Raw genomic sequence first — 19,765 nt, 5'->3', positions numbered from 1 at the left:
AATCAACAATATCTGAACAAAAAGTTCACTGATTTCTTTACGGAAGCGCTGGCGAAAGGTGTTGATACTGTCGTGATCCGGATGCTCGTTGGCGCAGATATATCGAAAGGCGATGGAGTCATAAGTTGCTTTCTCCAGTTTGCAGTTTGCGACTGGAGAAGACACCTGTTGCATATCCATAGAACAATAACGACAGCATGAGGGATGGATGCCAGGCTTTAGAACCCCTTCCTTTATAGGCGCTGATCAAAGGTGTGAGGTCTAGCTGCTCAACCACCTCTACAACAAAGCGAGCAAGATGCACCTCTGGCAGATAATCCTGAACAGTGGCAGGAAAAAAGTCAGGGATGTCTCGGTCAATGGGTCTGAAAGTCCATTTGTTCATTGGCTGGCTGTCTTTTACGATCTTGCGGGTATTATACTCAAAAGTTGTTCTAAGTCCGACAGGCTCCTAGAGAATCATGGCTGCCGCCCAGCCAAAGATAATCATTGGAATGTTGTAGTGAATAAACGTCGGAATCACAGTATCTCGTATGTGATCGTGTTGACCATCCACATTCAATCCAGCCGTTGGCCCGATAGTGGAATCCGATGCTGGAGAACCTGCGTCGCCTAATGCGCCAGCGGTACCTACCAGCACGGCAATTGCCATAGGTGAAAAACCGAGCGTCATCGCCAGGGGTACATAAAGTGTGGCGAGAATGGGAATAGTTGAGAAAGAAGAACCAATGCCCATGGTAATCAGCAAACCAACAATCAGCATCAACAAAGCGGCAAGTGCCTGACTGCCAAAGACCAATTGCTCAACCGCTTCCACCAGCGCAGGAATGTCGCCAGTTTCTCTCAATACTTCAGCAAACCCGGAAGCGGAAATCATGATGAATCCGCACATGGCCATCAACTGAATACCTTGAGCAAAAACATCATCGGATTCACGCCAGTGTACGACGCCGCCAATTATCATTATCACAAAACCAGTGGCCGCACCCATGGCCATGGAATCGGTAATCAATTGCACAGCCAATACTGCAACGATGGCGGTAAGGCTGACGGTTACCGTTTTTGGGGTAATGACTTTTGTCTCTCTAAACCCAGCCACTTTAGTCTCTTCAATACGATAATTGCGAGGCTTACGGTAGCTCCAGAAAATGGCAATCAATAATCCCACAAACATACCAGCAACCGGCATCGCCATGGCAACAGGCATCAAATCCGGGTCTATATTTAGGCCATTGTTATTCAAGTTACCGGCCAGAATCTGGGTTAAATAGATATTACCGAAGCCAATGGGCACCAGAAGATAGGTTGCTATCAGGCCAAATGATAGGGTACTGGCAACAATTCGCCGATCCAGCTGCAGTGAACTGAAAACCCCCAGCAGCGGTGGAATCAGTATTGGGATAAAGGCAATGTGCACTGGCACCAGATTCTGCGAAGCAAATGCCATCAGCAGCAGACTTCCGATAATGCTCAGTCGAATGCGAGCAGAATTCTTTGTATTGGCGACCTTATTAATAATCTGATCCGCCAGGCACTGAGGAATACCTGAAACGGAAATGGCCATGGCAAAAGCGCCCAGCATGCCGTAACTGATGGCAATGCCAGCGCCACCTTCCAAACCTTTAGTAAAGGCGGCAAGGGTTGTGTGGAAATCCAGCCCACCAACCAGTCCACCACCAATGGCACCTAAAAACAGTGCCAGAACAACATTTACACGCAAAACACTGAGTGTCAGCATGATGGCAACAGCCAGAACGACAGCGTTCATAATCATCCATCTTTTTTCGTCAGCTGCGAGGCTTCAAGTGAGTCAGCCATCGCAATAAGCATGAGATTTGCCTCTGGAGCCGTTCGCTGGTTTTCTTGTTTTGTTATAAAAACCAGCAGCTCAGGCAATATTGAGTATATATGTACAAACAGGGTTGAACTGGAAATTAATGGTGATGGTGGTGTCGATGGGCATGTAGGCAGGTGTTAACAGCAGCGGTTAAGCAGGGCTTATCTGATTGTTGTTCTATAAATTTTCTAGGTTGCACTCTGTTGGGGTACATCGTTATTTTCTCAAGTGGTTGTGCCTTTACAGCAGGTAGCCAGTCTTATTTGGAATACTTTATCTACCTATAGCAAACGATAAATTACCGTGATTAATTCACGCAGGCAATGAGTTTTTGTCGCCTGTAACATTAATGTCATATTCATTTTATATGTTACCCCCATGATCCAATCCGGCCTGCGCTATGTACCAAAAACCGATAGATAACAGCCCGGGTATTGATTTCAATACACCGGCACTAAAAAAATATCGTTCGCTGCGCTTTTTGAAAGACCATCTCGCGCGCTGGGGAGTTGCTTCCGGCGGGCTTGGGGTTATTCTGGCGATTCTGCTGATTTTTATTTACCTCCTTTATGAAGTGGTGCCCCTGTTCAAGGGCGCTGAGATTACGCCACTGACTTCCTATACTTCCTCGAGCACACAGGCGGCGGATGGTAGCAAGCCGCTGTTTCTGTCCGTGGAAGAACAGGGCGAAGTGGCCATGGAAGCTGAGACTTCCGGAAACCTTCGCTTCTTTTCTGCCCAGACAGGTGAGTGGCGACAGAATGAGAAACTGCCTATTTCCGCCGGCAGCAAAGTGACGCAAGTGGTTGAAGACGCTGCTGGCACTGGTTTACTGGCAGCAGGGCTGACCAGCGGTGAAGTGGTGGTCTTTAAACAGGGCTATCGAATCACCTGGCCTGATGACAAACGCAAGATCTCGCCGGAAGTGAGCTATCCCTATGGTGATGCGCCGCTCAGCATCAGCGGTGCTTCCGCTCCGGTATCTCAGCTTGCCATTAGTGATGGCGAAGAGAAGCTTCTGGTGGCAGCCAGTATTGATGATCAACTGGTGATGGATGTTTTTAATAAAGAAGAAGACTTCCTGACGGAAGAGGTCACCATCGAGCAGCAGCGTGTAATGCTTCCCACTATCAGTGGCGCGAACAGCCAAATACAGAAGTTGTTGCTTGATCCGGAACAGCGCTGGCTCTTCGCACTCAGTGGCGAGAATCAGCTGAATGTTCTGGATATCAGCGACCCGGATCGTCCCTTCATTCATGAGGTTGTCAACCTCACAGAAACGGGTGTTGCCATTACTGAGATGACGTTTTTGCTGGGTGGTGTTTCTTTGCTGGTGGGTGACGCCGAGGGAACCATTGCCCAATGGTTTATGGTTCGTGAAAACGGCGAACTTGGGCTGCGCAAAATTCGCTCGTTTGAGTTGAGCGATTCAGCGGTGGATAAGATTATACCTGAACATCGTCGTAAAGGTTTTCTGGCCTCCGACGTGAATGGACAGGTTGGCTTGTTTTATACCACGGCTAATCGTTCACTGTTGGTTGAGTCGCTGGCGGAAAGCAGAATTGATCAGATGGCCATTGCGCCACGTGCGAATTACCTGATGTTTGAGAATGAGGGTAAAACCCAGTTTCTCGGCCTTGATAATGAGCATCCGGAAGTGTCCTGGTCTGCTTTGTGGGGCAAGGTTTGGTACGAATCTTACAATGAGCCGGAGTATGTCTGGCAATCTTCTGCATCCAATAACGACTTTGAACCCAAGCTGAGTTTGATGCCACTGTCGTTTGGTACCCTCAAAGCGGCTTTTTACGCCATGTTATTAGCAACACCATTGGCAATTTGCGCAGCGATTTACACCGCTTACTTTATGGCGCCTTCCATGCGCCGGAAGGTGAAGCCGGTGATTGAGTTGATGGAAGCACTACCAACGGTAATTCTCGGATTTCTTGCCGGTTTGTGGCTGGCACCGTTGGTGGAAAACCAGTTGGTGGGCATTTTTGCACTGCTGCTGTTTGTCCCCATAGGTATTTTGATCTTCGCCTTTGGTTGGGACAGCTTGCCTTCATCGATTAGACATCGAGTGCCCGATGGTTTGCAGGCAGGCTTACTGGTGCCGGTGGTGATTATCAGTGGCGCGATTGCCATGTCCATGAGTACCGATCTGGAACTGTGGCTGTTTAATGGCGATATGCGTTCATGGATGACTACCGAGTTGGGCATTCCCTACGATCAGCGAAATGCGCTGGTGGTTGGTTTAGCTATGGGCTTTGCAGTCATTCCCACCATATTCTCCATTGCCGAAGATGCGATTTTCAGTGTTCCTAAACACCTGACGTTTGGTTCCCTGGCTCTTGGCGCCACGCCCTGGCAAACCCTGACACGTGTCGTTTTATTAACCGCAAGCCCCGGTATTTTCTCCGCAGTGATGATCGGCATGGGGCGGGCAGTGGGTGAAACCATGATCGTGTTGATGGCCACCGGTAACACGCCCATTATGGATGCCAATATTTTCGAAGGCATGAGAACGCTGGCGGCAAACATCGCCGTTGAAATGCCGGAGTCAGAAGTGGGCAGCAGCCACTACCGGATTCTATTCCTCGCAGCGCTGGTGTTGTTTATGTTTACTTTCGTGGTGAACACCGCAGCGGAGATAGTGCGTCACCGACTCCGTAAAAAGTACAGTTCACTTTAAGGGAAGAAAGGAGACAGTAGTTATGATGAATAAAACCCTCCGCTCTTCTCTCAGCGGCGCTTCAAGAAACACCGTAAGCAGTTGGTTTAAAAGCGGCTCGCCCTGGGTCTGGCTCAACGCGGGTGCAGTGGCAATCAGCCTGGTTCTAGTGATTGGTTTGATTTCATTGATCGCCGTTCGCGGGCTTGGGCATTTCTGGCCCGGGCAGGTGATGGTGGCGGATTATCAGGTTCCTAATCAAACCGTAAGAACCGTTGCCGGTGAAATTGTCGACAGTGAAGAAGTGTCTGCCGCGCGGCTAGAAACATCGGGCCTAGAAGCCAGCGATAGCGAAGAACTCTTTACTCGCGACCTGTTGAAGCAAGGTAACCGGGATCTCAGCGGTGCTGATTTTGTCTGGATTGTGGATGAGTGGCTGAGCAACCGGAGTTATCCCGAAGAAATCATGGTGCTTGAGCGCCGTGAGTGGGGTAACTTTTATGGCTTTCTGGAATCAGTTCAACAAGAAGGGACAACGGTTGCTGCTGGCGGTGCTGCCTATGCCGTATTTCAGGAGCGATTGACTCGTGCTCTGGAAATCTACGAAGCCATTTACCAGATTGAAAAGCACGACATTGGCTCTGTTAACGCCTCAATGGAACAGCTACGTCTTGCAGAACGTCGTCTGGAATTGAGTGGCAATGTGGATCCGGTACAGCTGGCAGAGCTGGAAGCCGAGCGTAAATTGCTGGATCAACAATATCAGCAGCTGGAGCAACAGTTGGGTGATCTCTACCGATCATTTAACCGTGACAGCTTTACCGCCAAATCCATTGATGGACAGGTGCTTGATCAGCCCATCAGCAAGGTGGTACGAGCCTGGCAGCCTAATACAATGACACTGTCTGACAAATTCGGTTTCTACTTCGACAAGGTGGCTGAGTTTATTCTGGATGATCCACGGGAAGCGAACACCGAAGGCGGGGTTTTCCCAGCTATCTTTGGCACGGTGATGATGGTGATTTTGATGTCCATCATGGTGACACCATTTGGTGTGGTGGCCGCAGTCTACCTCCGTGAATACGCCAATCAAGGATGGTTGACCCGGGCGATACGAGTGGCTGTGAATAATCTGGCAGGCGTTCCGTCCATTGTTTACGGTGTGTTTGGCTTGGGCTTCTTTATCTATTTTGCCGGCGCTCAGGTGGATCAGCTGTTGTTTCCGGAAGCGTTACCGTCACCCACGTTTGGTACTCCGGGGTTGTTGTGGGCTTCTATTACTTTGGCGCTGCTGACCTTGCCGGTGGTGATTGTTGCGACGGAAGAAGGTTTGTCCCGCATTCCCCGCTCTGTCCGTGAAGGTAGCCTTGCCCTTGGCGCCACCAAAGCTGAAACCTTATGGCGTGTGGTTCTCCCTATGGCTAGCCCGGCAATGATGACGGGTTTGATTCTCGCTGTTGCCCGTGCCGCCGGTGAAGTTGCACCACTGATGCTGGTGGGCGTGGTGAAGCTGGCACCCAGTTTGCCGTTGGATGGAAACTATCCATACCTGCACCTTGATCAGAAGTTTATGCACCTTGGCTTTCACATATTTGATGTGGGCTTCCAGAGCCCCAATGTGGAAGCGGCAAGGCCATTGGTATACGCCACCGCGCTGTTACTGGTGATTGTGATTGCGGTATTGAATTTATCCGCTGTCGCTATTCGTAACCACTTGCGGGAAAAATATAAGAGCCTGGAGGATTGATCACCATGCTGGTAGAAGAGCTTGAAGCATCCTTTGATGAAGGAAAAGACAAAGCAAGTGATACGCCGGTGGCGACTCGTGTTGCGCCTCGGGTTATGAAACCGTTGTCGGTTGGTCGCGGTCGTCCGGCTCTGGATTTAGAGCAGGAAGAGACCTGCATGGATGTATCTGGCCTGAATCTGTTTTACGGTGAGAAGCAGGCGCTATTTGATATCTCCATGAAAATTCCCCAGAAACGGGTAACGGCGTTTATCGGACCTTCCGGTTGTGGTAAATCCACGCTGTTGCGCAGTATGAATCGGATGAATGATCTAGTGGATGGCTGCCGGGTTGGCGGAAAGATTCTGCTGAATACGTCCGAAGGGCCTGAGAACATCTACGAAAAATCAGTGAACGTTGCTGATCTTCGCCGCAGGGTAGGGATGGTGTTTCAGAAGCCGAACCCTTTCCCCAAAAGTATTTATGAGAACGTAGCCTACGGCCTGCGTATTCAGGGCATCAATAAAAAGCGGGTGCTTGATGAAGTCGTTGAGTGGGCTTTAAAAGCCGCCGCCCTATGGAATGAAGTAAAAGATAGGCTCCATGAAAGTGCGCTTGGGCTTTCCGGTGGTCAGCAGCAGCGTTTGGTGATTGCCAGAACCATTGCGGTTGAGCCAGAAGTGCTGTTGTTGGATGAACCAGCGTCGGCTCTGGACCCAATCTCCACATTGAAGATTGAAGAGCTGATCAACGAGCTGAAGTCCAAATTTACTATTGTGATCGTTACCCACAATATGCAACAGGCTGCCAGAGTTTCTGATTACACCGCATTTATGTACATGGGGCAGATGGTGGAATATGGCGATACGGATACGCTGTTCACCAACCCCAAAAAGAAACAGACTGAAGACTATATTACCGGCCGTTACGGCTAAGGATTACTCATGCCAAATCAGAGCGATTTGCTGACCCATCACATTTCCCAGCAGTTTAACAATGAGCTGGAAGAGCTGCGCAACAACCTGTTGGCCATGGGTGGCATGGTGGAGAAACAGGTGAGTGATGCCATTGACGCGCTTATCAATGCGGACAGTGACCTGGCTGTGAACGTGTGCGAGAAGGACACGGACATCAATTACATGGAGACATCCATTGACCAGGAATGCTCCCGTATACTTGCCCGCCGTCAGCCAGCGGCCAGCGATTTGCGTCTGGTACTGGCTTGCACCAAGGTAGCGACGGATCTTGAAAGAATTGGTGACGAAGCGGCCAAAATTGCCCGTTTTGCTATCCAGCTATCGGAGCAGGGTGAAGCACCAAAGGGCTATATTGAAACCCGTCACATTGGTAGCCATGTTCGTCAGATGACACAGGATGCCTTGAATGCATTCGCCCGATTTGATGCAGAAAAGGCGTTGGCCGTTGCTAAAGAAGACAAAACGGTGGACCGGGAATACAAAAGCGCTACCCGTGAGTTGGTGACGTATATGATGGAAGACCCCCGCTCAATAACCCGGGTGTTGAACATTATGTGGGTACTTCGTTCTCTTGAGCGGATTGGTGATCATGCACGGAATATTGCGGAGTATGTGATTTACCTGGTGAAGGGGACCGATGTTCGTCATATTGGAATTAAGCGAATGCAGGAAGAAGTTTTTGATAATTCCGAAGCATGAGTAGATAGAAAAAATAATGTTTTTTTTCTGACAGATGCTCTTTTATGAAAAGGGTGTCTGTTTTTTTTGTGTCAATTTTTAAAGAATGTGCGTTTGTTTTTAATCCTCTTTTGTTTCTTTCTCTAGTAATTAATTCCATTTTTTTATTCTGAGCTAATCTAAGTTTATTAATGTCCTCAGCCAATCCTGTTGTTTGATCTGAGTTGATTTCTTGATGAAAACAAATAAATAAACAGCAGGTAGCTATGAACCCGTCCAGTAATTCAGATCAGAGCTGGAATGTTCCCACTGAACAGACAGCAGACAGTGATGCACTTTTAGAATGCCTTGCCCTTCTGACCCGTCATTATGGTCACCCCTATTCTAGAGAATCCCTGAAAGCAGGCTTGCCATTGGAAAATGGTAAGTTTACAACGGACGTGTTCATTCGCTCTGCAGAACGGGCTGGACTGGCGTGTAAGCTTAATAAAAAAGCGCTTACGGAAATATCCTCCCTGGTGACCCCTGCTGTTTTACTGCTGAATAAAAAACAAGCCTGTGTTCTTCTTGATGTTGATGAAAAAAAGGGAATTGCCAAAATTCTGATGCCTGAAGCGGGTGAAGGTATCAAAAGAATAAAGCTCAGTGTATTGAGTGAATCATACACTGGCTATGTTATTTACATTCGTGAAAAACACAGGTACGACAAAAGGGCACCAGAAAAGCTGAATATTAAAAAAAGGCACTGGTTTTGGGGTACCATTTTCGGATCCTGGAGAATCTATCGTGATGTGTTGCTGGCCTCTCTTTTAATTAATATTTTTGTTATTGCCAGCCCGCTGTTCATTATGAACGTTTATGATCGGGTCGTGCCTAATCAGGCGTTCGACACGTTGTTTGTTCTTGCTATAGGTGCATTTATTGTCTTCACCTTTGATTTTGTTTTAAAGATGGTGAGGAGCTACTTTATTGATCTTGCGGGTAAAAAGTCTGACATCCTGCTCTCTTCCACGATTATGGAAAAAGTGCTCGGTTTGAGTATGAAGGCGCGTCCCACATCAGTGGGGTCTTTTGCCAAGAGTCTTCAGGACTTCGAGAGTATCCGAGATTTCATCACATCGACGACGGTAACGGCACTGGTTGATTTGCCGTTTACTCTGGTCATTATTGGCGTGATCTTCATGCTGGGTGGCCCGCTGGCTGTCGTACCGTTCGGAGCCATGGTGTTGATTGCTCTTTATAGCTTCTTTATCCACGGTGCTCTAAAACGCTCTGTAGAGAAAACTCTGCGAAGTGGCCAACAGAAAAATGCCACACTTATTGAGAGCCTTACCGGTATGGAAGCCATCAAGGTGGCTCATGCCGAAAGTGATGTTCAGTATCGCTGGGAAAAGGCGGTCAGCCATATTGCAACCTTCAGTATCAAAACCAAACTACTGAGCCAATCTGCTACTTCATTCGCTGCCTATGTTCAGCAAATGTGTAACATTGTTTTGGTCATCATGGGTGTTTATTTCATCTCAGAAGGTGATCTCAGTATGGGTGGTCTGATTGCTTCGGTGATGCTTACCGGCCGTTGCCTTGGGCCAATGGCACAGTTTGCCGGCTTGGCTACTCGATATAATCAGGCCAAATCTGCCCTTGAAGCCCTGACCAATATCATGGATATGCCTGCTGAACGAAACGAAGACCGGGATTATGTGAACCGTCCGGAGCTGAAAGGCAGCATTCAATTTGATGGTGTGAACTTCTCCTACCCAGATCAGGAAATTCAAGCGCTTCGGAATATCAATCTACAGATAAAAGCCGGTGAAAAGGTGGCAATTATCGGCAGGATTGGCTCTGGTAAAACCACAATGGAGAAACTGATTCTCGGACTTTATGAGCCTGATGAAGGTGCCGTTCGAATGGACGGTATAGACCTGAGACAGATAAACCCAACGGATCTTCGCACCAGTATAGGGTGTGTCACCCAGGATATAACCCTGTTCTATGGTTCCATTAAAGACAACATTACTCTGGGTGCAAACCATGTTGAGGATGAACAGCTGCTGAACGCTGCTGAGATTTCCGGCGTTGCTGAGTTTGCCAACAAGCACCCTAATGGAATGGATATGGTGGTTGGAGAACGTGGGCAGAATCTCTCTGGTGGTCAGCGTCAGAGTATTGCAATGGCCCGTGCGTTATTAATGGATCCACCCATTCTGGTGATGGACGAGCCTTCAAGCTCCATGGATAACACCACAGAATTACGATTAAAGGAGCAGCTGAAAAATCGTTGTCAGGACAAAACATTGATTCTGGTCACACATAAAGCGTCCATGCTGGAGCTGGTGGATCGACTGATCGTTGTTGATAACGGCCATATTGTGGCTGATGGTCCGAAGGATCAGGTTCACGCTGCCCTGAAGCAGGGTAAATTGAAAATAGACTAGGGTAGGCAGGATCATGGACGGAAATGGAATGCAGCCAGATGAAGAGAGGGAGCCTGTGAGTAATCCATCAGAGCCACAACGCCCTCAAACGAAAATGCCGTTTAGAGACTATCGCTTTGACAAAGAAACGTGGTTAAGCGTGTGGCAACAGCTGGTAGATTTTGTGAAAAACAAGCTTCCCAGTGATATGAAAAAGCTGGTGAGTTTTTTGAAGAGTAAGCTCTCCAGCACTCAGAAGAAAATAGATAATTTCATTGAAAAAAAGCTGTTTGGTGAAGAAGAGCAAGTCGATTCAAATACGGCAACTACCACCAATGGAGATCAGACAATGGAGCCGGCGATGTCCATGGAGGGTTTGGAGAAAGTGGTCCGTCCAGAAGATATGGAGTATATCTCTGATAAAAGTGCAGCCATGCTGATGAGAACACCAACAGGTGGCAGGCTGCTGATTTATGTTGTCTTTTTTGCATTAATCAGTCTTATCATTTGGGCTAGTGTCGTAAGGCTGGATGAAATTACCCGGGGGATGGGGCTGGTTATTCCTTCTTCTCGACTTCAGGTGGTTCAGAACCTTGAAGGCGGTATTCTTGAGAAAGTCATGGTTAAGGAAGGGGCGACGGTTAAAGCGGGTCAGGAGCTGATGCTGCTGGACGACACACGTTTCGCATCGACCTTTAAAGAAGGTTCCATTGAATACTATGGTGAGCTGGCCAAGGCGGCAAGACTCCGTGCTGAGTTTACTGGCGGAGAGTTGAGCTTTCCTGGCACTCTTCAGAAGCACCCCAATTACATTTATCGTGAAACGGATATTTATCGCCAGCGTGCCAAGAAGCTTCGCTCGGAACTCAGAGTTGCCCAGGAACAGGCTTCGCAGGCTCAGATGGAGCTTGACTCGGCCAGAGATCAGCTAACATTTCTGAAATCCAGTTTTGAACTAGGTGAGGATGAACTTCAGCTGACGGTGCCTCTGGTTGATCAGGGAATTGTGTCCAGAGTAGAACTGATACAGTTGCGGCAGCGAGTAAACGATCTGGAATCACAAAAGCGCATGACGGAAAGCAGCATTCCAAGATTGCAGGCCGGCTATAACGAAGCCATTGCCAGACGGGATGAAGTGGTGGAATTGTTCCAGGCAGATGTGGCGCAGGAGCTGAAAGATGTTGAGGTTCGTCTGGATCAGTTAAAAGAGTCCAATATGGCACTGGAAGATCAGGTAGATCGTACAGTTATCCGTGCCCCGATGGACGGCATTGTGAAAAAGATACACGTCACCACTATCGGTGGTGTTGTTCAGCCCGGTATGAATCTACTGGAAATCGTACCCATCGAAGACAATCTTTTGATTGAAGCGAAAATTCAGCCTCAGGATATTGGGTTTCTTCGTGAAGGGATGAAAGCAGTCGTCAAACTGACCGCTTATGACTTTGCCATCTACGGTGGGCTGGAAGGGTATGTAGAGAACATCAGTGCGGACACCATCATGGACGAGAAGGGTGAAAGTTTTTATATGGTTCGCATCCGTACCGACGAAAGCCATGTAGGCACTGCTGAGAGGCCTCTCGTAATTATCCCGGGAATGATGACCAATGTGGACATCATTACCGGTGATAAGACCCTGATGGCTTATCTGCTTAAGCCGCTGTTAAGAGCCAAGCAGAATGCGCTGACTGAAAGGTAAATGGCGAAATACAGTGAGCCTGTTCAGGCTCACTGTTCAATCACCGTCTCATCATCAATCTTCGTTTTCTTCAGATCCCATTCACTAAAATCAGAATCTCTGATGGTTGCGCCAATAAAGGCACTGTCTCGGAAAACAGCAGTGGTCAGATCCGTGTGTTCAATGCACAGATGATCCATACGACAAGAGCTGAATGAAGGGGCTTTCTCAAGGCAGAAACAATCTGTAAAGTGACTTTCATTGAAGTGGACTTGATGGAATGAAGTGTCATCCAGCTGGGCATCACGGATGATAATTCGCTTCCAGATGCACTGCTTGAACTCGGTGCCCGTCAGGTTAACGGATTGCAGGTCGCAGTCTGTGAACACGGAGTCAGACACTCTGGTATGAACAAAGGATGGGCCGTCTTCGAAGCTCTCGCACCCTTTGAATTGAACCCCGCTGATATCTGCATCATTAAAAAAAGTTTTTGTTAATGTGCAGTGACGAAACTCTACATCACGAATTTCGGCTTTGGAGAAGTCCGTATTATCAAAGAAGCCATGAATAATATGGCTATTGAATAAACAGATCTTCTGGCAGGAGGTCTGGTGAAACGTCTGAGCGGCCATATCACAATTCTCGATGACCGCTGAATCCAGAATAGCCTGATCAAAACTGGCGGCAGATAGGTCGGTATCGATGATACGGGCGTTGGTCAGATTCGCTTTGCGCAGATCGGCACCATTCAAATTACAGCCATCCAGAATACAGTCGCGAAGGTCTGCTTTACGGAAGTCAGCACCGCGCAGGTCACAGTTCTTGAAGCGGGTGCCGCGTAATTTGGTGGCATTGAACTTACACCGTCTCATCAGGCTGCCTTGAAAGCGAACCCGTTCCATGTCCAGCCGTACCATCGAGATATCGCTAAAATCAACGCCCTCAGGCACTTTGGCACCTGGGTGCATATGGCCAAGCAGCGTTTTTCGACGTGCGGCTTTCTCTTTTTCAAACTCAAGTTGAGACACCAACCCAGACTGAGTTTTCACTTGATAGTTTGAAACGCCTTTTTTGACGTTTCCTTTACTGGGATTGATCCCGGGGGTTCTAACGCCATCAGTGTCCAGGACACTATTTGTTGAGGTATCGCGACCAGATTCTATTGAATGGGTGCTTGAGGAAGGTTTTTTATTCTGTGACACAAGAAGAGTTCTCCGGACATACTCATTTCAGTCTGAGTCGCCCAGAGATCGTAAAGGTTTAGCGTTTTTTCTTATGGGCCAGTAGTCGCAGAGCGTTTGCAGTGACCAGCGCTGTTGCTCCGGTATCGGCTAATACAGCCACCCAAAGGCCAGTCATACCCAGCAACGTAGTTACCAGAAAGAATGCTTTGCTGCCCACCGCCAGAAAAATATTCTGTCGTATAATCGACATGGCGGATTTGGACAGATCAATTAATTCTGGCAACTCTTCAATGCGGTTATGAGTTAATGCGCAGTCGGCGGTTTCCAGGGCGATATCGGCGCCGGAACCCATGGCGATGCCAATGTCTGCAGCTTTTAGTGCGGGCGCATCGTTGATGCCATCACCAATCATGATGACTTTTCCGAAGGCGCGCAGTTTCTCTATTTCGGAAGACTTATCGCCGGGCAGAAGTTCTGCCCGGTATTCCATACCCAGCTGTCCGGCGATGGCTGCAGCTGCACGACGGTTGTCGCCTGTTAACATAACACTGCTAATGCCCATGGATTTTAAAGCGATGATCGCTGCCTTGGCATCTGTTCTTGGGGTATCACTGAGGGCAATAAACCCAATAAGTTCATCCTCGACAGTAACGACAGCTATCGTATTGCCCTGATCTTCCAGAAGCTCCAGTTTTTTGCGAGCACTATCAATTTGATCAATCGCATGCTGGAGATGTCGAGGTGAACCAATACTGACCGACTGGCCATCCACTAACCCCTGAACGCCTAATCCCGCTTTAGCTTCTACATGCTCTGCAGCAGGAATGGCTAACTGGTGTGACTGGGCGTAGGCAACAATCGCTTTAGCCAATGGATGAGTTGAACCTGACTCAACAGCAGCAGCCAATTGAAGCACCGTATCCTGTTCTATAGAAAATGCTTCAACATGAGCGACTTCGGGCTTCCCCTCAGTCAGGGTTCCGGTTTTATCGAAGGCAACCGTAGTGACCGATCCCATGAGTTCCAGAGCCGCTCCACCTTTCACCAAAGCACCATTTCTGGAAGCCCGGGCTAAAGCAGAGGTGACGGCCGCAGGTGTGGAAATAACCAGCGCACATGGGCAAGCAATCAATAACAGAGTTAATGCTTTATAAATCCACTCTTCCCAAGATTGCCCAAGTGCAAGTGGGGGAACAATGGCCACGAACCCTGCCAAAACCATCATCAATGGGGTGTACCAGTGGCTAAATGCATCGATAAAGCGTTCGACAGGTGCCTTACGTTCTTCAGCTTCCTCAATGAGCCGAATAATACGATCAACCGCGCTTTCTCCGGGCTTGGAGATAACTTTTATTCTGGCAACCCGGTCAACGGATAAAGAACCGGCCATGACACTATTACCTTCGTCGTGCTCTACCGGGACGGATTCTCCGGTCAGTGCGCTTTCATCAAAGCTGACACCCGCCGTTAACAACTCGCCATCAACTGGAAGACGACTGCCGGGTAATACGTCGATGATATCTCCGGGGTTGAGGGTATGTGCGGCGACCTCTTTTTTATTACCGTCACTATCGATCAATAAGGCGGTGTCAGGTGTCAGAGCCATCAACTTCTGTACGCCTTGGCGCGCCCGTCCGGCGGCAAAGGCTTCCATGTGTTCACCAATGAGAAACAATAGCAGCACCATGGCGGCTTCAATGGTTTCTCCCAGAAACATTGCGCCAATAGCGGCAATGCTCATCAATGTTTCGATAGAAAAGGGCGTGCCACTTTTGCCAAGCTTGAAAGCCTTGCTGGCAATAGGAAAAAGTCCCCAGAGGGTGGCAAGGTAGAAAAGCACGTTACTGCCGATTGGACTGATTACTTGTGCTAGCGCAGCAATCAGCATAACCGCAGCCAAAGCCAGAATTCGCCAGTATTTTTTCAGAAATCCTTCGGAAGCAGCCTCAGATTTGCGGTTGTTATGAATAGAAAAACCAAGACTTTCGACCACATTGACAACGGCACTGTCGTTACCGGATTTATCCTCAGCCACTACCAGCAATCGTTCCGTAGCAAAGGTCACCCGAGCCTGATGTATTCCATCAAGCGCGTTTACGGCATTTTCAATTTTGGCAGCACAGCTTGGGCAATCCATGCCCGTGATGGACCAGCTGAACTGAATTGTATCGGCTGCCTCCAATTCGGAGGTTTGAAGGGTTTCAGTATTGGAGCTGCAGCATGAAGAAGCCGCACTCTGGCCTGATTCACTTTGAGGGGCTGGACCTGATTTAGCCGAACAGGAAGACATGGCTAATACTCATAAATAATATTTAATATAAATATATATTTATTTATATGTATGAAGTGGTCAAGCCAGATCTTTCCAGCTGACCATATAAATGGTTGATGAATAACTATAGGGTAGGATTGCGGGGTATGTAGCCGCTGATGAGGAGATAGTTTGGGCGTGAAACGGAGCAAGTGCTCCTGTTATGAGTTGGGATCAGCTAACTGATCTCCAGTCCCTTCTTTCACATGGTTGGCCAGATCCAGAATCACATGGCGGATATGATGGTCGTCCAACTCATACAGAACTTGTTTGCCCTTCCGCTTGGACTTAAGAATGCGGGCTTCCCGTAAGCTGCGAAGGTGGTGACTGGTTAATGGTTGCGACATTCCGGAGATTTCCGACAGACAGCATACAGGTTGCGGCTCTTCTAGGCAGGCAATTACCAGTTGTAACCTCTTTGTGTCTCCCAGCAGTTGAAAGATTTTGGCGAGTCGCTCCATGTCTTCGGGAGACAGCTCTGGGAGAAGTGAGCAGCAAGTCTGATGCAAATCGATCATTAGTTAGTCGTTTCCGGACGATATTCTTTGATAATGGTATTTCCCTAAACTGTTGTAGTCCATTTTCTTGTGATTGACTATTTCTCTTTTCGCTACTTAGCACCAGTGGCACAATGGTTTTACAAGTGTCACGCCAATAAAAAAGCCGTTCATTCAGTCTCTCTGAATTGATAACAGGCACAAAAAGGATGTACTTCGTGAAAACAAAAGCACTACGTGCTGACCTGCTGTTGTTGCTGGTCTCGGCCATCTGGGGATTTGCTTTTGTTGCCCAGATTAAAGGAATGGATCACCTCGGACCTTTTTCGTTTAATGCGGTTCGCTTTGCTTTTGGGGTTATCTCCTTGCTGCCGGTCTACTTTCTCCTGGAGAACGTGGCGCAAAAAAAAAGCAAAGTGAAAAAATACGACAATGACTTATTATTTAAATGGGGGCCGTTAACCGGCGTCGTGCTTTTTCTGGCATCTTCATTTCAACAGGTTGGTTTGCTCTATACGACAGCAGGCAACTCAGGATTTATCACCGGGTTCTATATTATTCTGGTGCCGATTCTTGGGATTGGGCTTGGACACACAACTCGCCCGGCTACCTGGATAGGTGGTGCTTTTGCTCTGGCAGGTTTGTATTTCTTGACGGTAAAAGATGATCTTAGCCTGAACAAAGGCGACCTTCTCACGATGGGTTCTGCCTTAATGTACGCTATTCAGATTCTGCTGATTGGATGGCTTGCCAGAAACGTACACCCTTTACGATTATCACTGGTGCAGTTCTCTATGGTGGCACTTTGTAGCTTGCTGGTGGCACTGGCAACGGAGGTCATTACTCTGGATGCCATAGCCCAAAGCATGGGGCCTCTGCTGTTTACCGGGGTGCTGTCTACCGGTGTTGCTTTTACCTTGCAGACGATTGCCCAGAAAGATGCCGCCTCTTCCCATGCAGCCATCATTATGAGCCTTGAGGCAGTGTTTGCTGTTATTGGTGGTTGGTTGCTGCTCAACGAACAGCTGGGCACAGCGGGCATTTTAGGCTGTACTCTGATGATGGTCGGCATGCTGTTGTCTCAGTTACGAAGAAAGAATGCTGGGCAGTTAGGCTGAGCCATTCTGAAACGCGGTTTGACCTGAAATGGTTAAGCGGCTTTTGAGTATTGATTTGGGAGAGATGTGCGGGAAAGAAAGAAGAGACAAGCAGATGGGTTTGCAAGCTGTGAGGATAATGGCTTTTTTATCTTCCATGCATACCGGTCAGTTTGATGTTATCCGAAATCCTTTCGGACTTTATCTTTATCACACTTTCCGGTTCCCTGTTGGTGCTGCTCCTCAAAAAAGCACCTTGTAAACCCATCTGCTTGTTACAGTCGGCTCTTTATTATTTTTATTAAATAAGCCGAACTTTTTTGCCCTGTTATTATTGTTATTGTGGGCTGTTGTTCTTATATCTTTACTAATACAACCTGCGTGCCAACTTTCTGTAAATTTCTACAACCCCTGTCGTGCGTAGTTTCCGAAGCAGTGCTATTTTATAGCTTAAAAATGTCACGGACATTTCAGCTGACACTTGTTACCGGTTTACCCGTAATGCGTGGCACTGCTACCGACAAGGTAACAACTGCCACATCGCACTGTTCACTTTTTAGCTAACAGACTGTTATTACGGATACTTTTGCCGAATTAATACGGTGGAATTGTTTGATCATTTCGGTTATTCCGTTTGTTCTGCCTGTCCAATAGGGATTATTCTTGGCGCGCCCTGCTGAGACTGGTAGCCGGGATTAAACTCTTCTGTTGAATAACAGGAAAACACGTAGGAAAACGATGAACGAACAAGACCAATGCCTCCACACCGGCCTCACCGGCCGTTCGTTACTGGAAAACTCCCTGCTAAACAAGGGAACTGCATTTTCCATGGAGGAGCGTAGCGAATTGGACCTTCACGGTCTGCTACCACCACGGATTGAGTCCATGGAAGAGCAGTGTCGTCGGGCGTACAAATCGTTTTCCATTAAGCCCACGCCGATCCTTAAGCACATCTATCTGCGTTCTCTGCAAGATACTAACGAAACACTCTTCTATGCTCTTGTGCAAAGTCACCTTGAAGAGATGCTTCCTATCATTTATACGCCGGTTGTCGGACAAGCCTGCCAGCGCTTCAGTGATCTCTATCGTCGGCCTCGGGGCATTTATATTGCCTATCACCAGCGTGAGCATATTTCTGCCATGCTAGCGAACTTCAAACGTAACATTGAAGTCATCGTGGTGACCGATGGCGAACGTATTCTTGGTCTGGGTGACCAGGGCATTGGCGGTATGGGAATCTGTATTGGCAAGCTTTCCCTTTACAGTGCTGTGGGTGGTATCGCTCCAAACAAAACACTGCCTATCATGCTCGATTGCGGTACCAACAATCAGCAGCTGTTGAACGATCCCAACTATCTGGGCTGGCGTCATGAACGAATTTCTGACGATGAGTACTACGCGTTTGTAGAAGACTTTATTCGTGGCGTTAAACGTCGCTGGCCAAATGTTCTGCTGCAGTTTGAAGATTTCGCTATCAACCACGCGACACCACTACTTGAAAAATACCGCGACGAGCTTTGCTCATTTAACGACGACATTCAGGGTACCGCGGGTGTTACCGGCGCTTCTTTGCTGGCAGCAGCAACGGCAGCCGGCAAATCCATCGAAAACATGAAGATCGCCTTTCTGGGTGCAGGCTCTGCCGGTTGCGGTATTGCCGAACAGCTCGTGCGTTTGATGGTTGGCAGAGGCTTGAGTGATGAACAGGCTCGCCAGCAAATCTTTATGGTGGATCGTGACGGTGTTCTGAACGATGAGATGGAAGGGTTGCGTCCGTTCCAGCAGCGATTGGTACAAAGAACAGAAACTCTGAAACAGTGGGGATGTTCTGAGAATCCAGGGCTGCTGGACGTTGTTACCCATGGCAAGCCAGACGCCATTGTGGGTGTTTCGGGTCAGCCAGGATTGTTCACCCGTGAAGTCATTGAAACCATGGCTGAAAATCACGAGCGTCCAATTGTGTTTCCTCTTTCGAACCCCATCAGTCAGGTAGAAGCGACGCCAGAAGACATTATCGAGTGGAGTGATGGCCGCGCGTTAATCGCTACGGGCAGCCCGTTTGATCCGGTTGAGTACAAAGGCAACCGTTACCCTGTGGCGCAATGTAACAACATCTATATTTTCCCGGGTCTCGGGTTGGGTGTGCTGGCTGCGGGTGCAGAGCGCATTTCCGATGGTATGTTGGATGCGGCGGTAGAAACGCTGGCGATGTCTTCACCGGCAGTCATCAACCCTGAAGCACCGCTTCTGCCAGAGCTGAACCGTATTCATCAGGTGACCTGTGAAATTGCGATTGCTGTGGCCAAGAAGGCTCAGGAAGAAGGACTGGCGCCGAAGTGTGAACAAACCATGCTGGAAGCGAGAGTAAGAGGACAACGTTGGAGTCCGGAGTATCGTCGGGTCTTGTTGTCAGATTCTTGATCAGTTGAATTGCAGCAGTGCAGCCTTAGAGAAGGGTTAAGCAGATAAGTTTACAAACTACCAGGCATCGTTATTGTTGTTATTGACTGACAGTTGTCTGGTATGCGTCTGTTGCCTTTCTTTTGATGCAGTCTCTAAAGAGGCTGCGGCAATCTTTTTACATTCCAGAGGTCATGCCAGTTGATGACCTTGATATCCCGCAAACTTATCTGCTTGAAGGGCCGACCTTTCTATTATTGTTATTGGAGGTCAGTGATCGCCATATTATTTTTATTGT

At 48.3% G+C, this 19,765-nt stretch carries 13 protein-coding genes and 1 pseudogene; 9 read left to right on the top strand and 5 right to left on the bottom strand.

What is annotated here, in order from left to right:
* Both AKL11_RS06075 and AKL11_RS06070 read right to left on the bottom strand, forming a co-directional pair.
* Nucleotides 1-385 (bottom strand): annotated as a pseudogene (locus AKL11_RS06075) (transposase); the annotation flags it as partial.
* 66 nt (nt 386-451) lie between these two features.
* A complete protein-coding gene (locus tag AKL11_RS06070) occupies nt 452-1,768 on the bottom strand; it encodes a Na+/H+ antiporter family protein (RefSeq protein WP_067515993.1) in 1,317 nt (438 codons plus the stop codon).
* Between the two features lie 469 nt (nt 1,769-2,237).
* On the opposite strand from AKL11_RS06070, the gene AKL11_RS06065 reads away from it, so the two are divergent.
* The 6 genes from AKL11_RS06065 (at nt 2,238) to AKL11_RS06040 (ending at nt 11,999) form a co-directional block, all read left to right on the top strand.
* Nucleotides 2,238-4,526, top strand: a complete 2,289-nt coding sequence (locus AKL11_RS06065) for an ABC transporter permease subunit (protein WP_067515709.1) — start codon at nt 2,238-2,240, stop codon at nt 4,524-4,526.
* Between the two features lie 22 nt (nt 4,527-4,548).
* The gene (pstA, locus tag AKL11_RS06060; protein ID WP_425387561.1) at nt 4,549-6,252 is read left to right on the top strand and encodes a phosphate ABC transporter permease PstA; all 1,704 of its coding nucleotides are present in this window, start codon (nt 4,549-4,551) and stop codon (nt 6,250-6,252) included.
* A 95-nt stretch (nt 6,253-6,347) separates the two neighbouring features.
* Complete coding sequence (gene pstB / locus AKL11_RS06055; RefSeq protein ID WP_067515991.1) at nt 6,348-7,166, top strand: phosphate ABC transporter ATP-binding protein PstB; 819 nt, start codon at nt 6,348-6,350, stop codon at nt 7,164-7,166.
* A gap of 9 nt (nt 7,167-7,175) precedes the next feature.
* Nucleotides 7,176-7,907: a phosphate signaling complex protein PhoU gene (gene phoU / locus AKL11_RS06050; RefSeq protein ID WP_067515708.1), complete on the top strand. Its 732-nt coding sequence runs from the start codon at nt 7,176-7,178 to the stop codon at nt 7,905-7,907.
* A 245-nt stretch (nt 7,908-8,152) separates the two neighbouring features.
* On the top strand, nt 8,153-10,321 hold the full coding sequence (locus AKL11_RS06045) for a type I secretion system permease/ATPase (RefSeq protein ID WP_067515707.1): 2,169 nt from the start codon (nt 8,153-8,155) through the stop codon (nt 10,319-10,321).
* 13 nt (nt 10,322-10,334) lie between these two features.
* Nucleotides 10,335-11,999, top strand: a complete 1,665-nt coding sequence (locus AKL11_RS06040) for an HlyD family type I secretion periplasmic adaptor subunit (RefSeq protein ID WP_253705179.1) — start codon at nt 10,335-10,337, stop codon at nt 11,997-11,999.
* A 29-nt stretch (nt 12,000-12,028) separates the two neighbouring features.
* Here the strand turns inward: AKL11_RS06040 and AKL11_RS06035 are convergent, their stop codons facing one another.
* The 3 genes from AKL11_RS06035 to AKL11_RS06025 form a co-directional block, all read right to left on the bottom strand.
* A complete protein-coding gene (locus tag AKL11_RS06035) occupies nt 12,029-13,180 on the bottom strand; it encodes a pentapeptide repeat-containing protein (RefSeq protein ID WP_067515706.1) in 1,152 nt (383 codons plus the stop codon).
* 58 nt (nt 13,181-13,238) lie between these two features.
* Nucleotides 13,239-15,452, bottom strand: coding sequence for a zinc/cadmium/mercury/lead-transporting ATPase (locus tag AKL11_RS06030; protein WP_067515705.1), 2,214 nt, complete (start codon nt 15,450-15,452; stop codon nt 13,239-13,241).
* 182 nt (nt 15,453-15,634) lie between these two features.
* The gene (locus tag AKL11_RS06025) at nt 15,635-15,934 is read right to left on the bottom strand and encodes an ArsR/SmtB family transcription factor (protein ID WP_245673282.1); all 300 of its coding nucleotides are present in this window, start codon (nt 15,932-15,934) and stop codon (nt 15,635-15,637) included.
* 254 nt (nt 15,935-16,188) lie between these two features.
* Between AKL11_RS06025 and AKL11_RS06020 the strand changes: the two genes are divergently transcribed.
* From AKL11_RS06020 to AKL11_RS06010, 3 genes are all read left to right on the top strand, one after another.
* Nucleotides 16,189-17,088: a DMT family transporter gene (locus AKL11_RS06020; RefSeq protein WP_067515989.1), complete on the top strand. Its 900-nt coding sequence runs from the start codon at nt 16,189-16,191 to the stop codon at nt 17,086-17,088.
* 28 nt (nt 17,089-17,116) lie between these two features.
* Nucleotides 17,117-17,329 (top strand): hypothetical protein, encoded by a 213-nt coding sequence (locus AKL11_RS06015; RefSeq protein ID WP_067515703.1) that lies wholly within the window; start codon nt 17,117-17,119, stop codon nt 17,327-17,329.
* 476 nt (nt 17,330-17,805) lie between these two features.
* Nucleotides 17,806-19,488 (top strand): NAD-dependent malic enzyme, encoded by a 1,683-nt coding sequence (locus tag AKL11_RS06010; protein ID WP_067515702.1) that lies wholly within the window; start codon nt 17,806-17,808, stop codon nt 19,486-19,488.
* Nucleotides 19,489-19,765 lie beyond the last annotated feature (277 nt).

The organism is Endozoicomonas ascidiicola (assembly GCF_001646945.1).
Classification (GTDB): Bacteria; Pseudomonadota; Gammaproteobacteria; order Pseudomonadales; family Endozoicomonadaceae; genus Endozoicomonas; species Endozoicomonas ascidiicola.
This window is presented reverse-complemented; position numbering and strand designations above follow the sequence as displayed.

What these genes read in the sequence shown, in the direction of transcription:
- AKL11_RS06070 (WP_067515993.1), bottom strand. Translation starts at nt 1,768, where the DNA reads ATGAACGCTGTCGTTCTGGCTGTTGCCATCATGCTGACACTCAGTGTT.
- AKL11_RS06065 (WP_067515709.1), top strand. Translation starts at nt 2,238, where the DNA reads ATGTACCAAAAACCGATAGATAACAGCCCGGGTATTGATTTCAATACA.
- pstA (WP_425387561.1), top strand. Translation starts at nt 4,549, where the DNA reads ATGATGAATAAAACCCTCCGCTCTTCTCTCAGCGGCGCTTCAAGAAAC.
- pstB (WP_067515991.1), top strand. Translation starts at nt 6,348, where the DNA reads ATGAAACCGTTGTCGGTTGGTCGCGGTCGTCCGGCTCTGGATTTAGAG.
- phoU (WP_067515708.1), top strand. Translation starts at nt 7,176, where the DNA reads ATGCCAAATCAGAGCGATTTGCTGACCCATCACATTTCCCAGCAGTTT.
- AKL11_RS06045 (WP_067515707.1), top strand. Translation starts at nt 8,153, where the DNA reads ATGAACCCGTCCAGTAATTCAGATCAGAGCTGGAATGTTCCCACTGAA.
- AKL11_RS06040 (WP_253705179.1), top strand. Translation starts at nt 10,335, where the DNA reads ATGGACGGAAATGGAATGCAGCCAGATGAAGAGAGGGAGCCTGTGAGT.
- AKL11_RS06030 (WP_067515705.1), bottom strand. Translation starts at nt 15,452, where the DNA reads ATGTCTTCCTGTTCGGCTAAATCAGGTCCAGCCCCTCAAAGTGAATCA.
- AKL11_RS06025 (WP_245673282.1), bottom strand. Translation starts at nt 15,934, where the DNA reads ATGGAGCGACTCGCCAAAATCTTTCAACTGCTGGGAGACACAAAGAGG.
- AKL11_RS06015 (WP_067515703.1), top strand. Translation starts at nt 17,117, where the DNA reads ATGGTTAAGCGGCTTTTGAGTATTGATTTGGGAGAGATGTGCGGGAAA.
- AKL11_RS06010 (WP_067515702.1), top strand. Translation starts at nt 17,806, where the DNA reads ATGAACGAACAAGACCAATGCCTCCACACCGGCCTCACCGGCCGTTCG.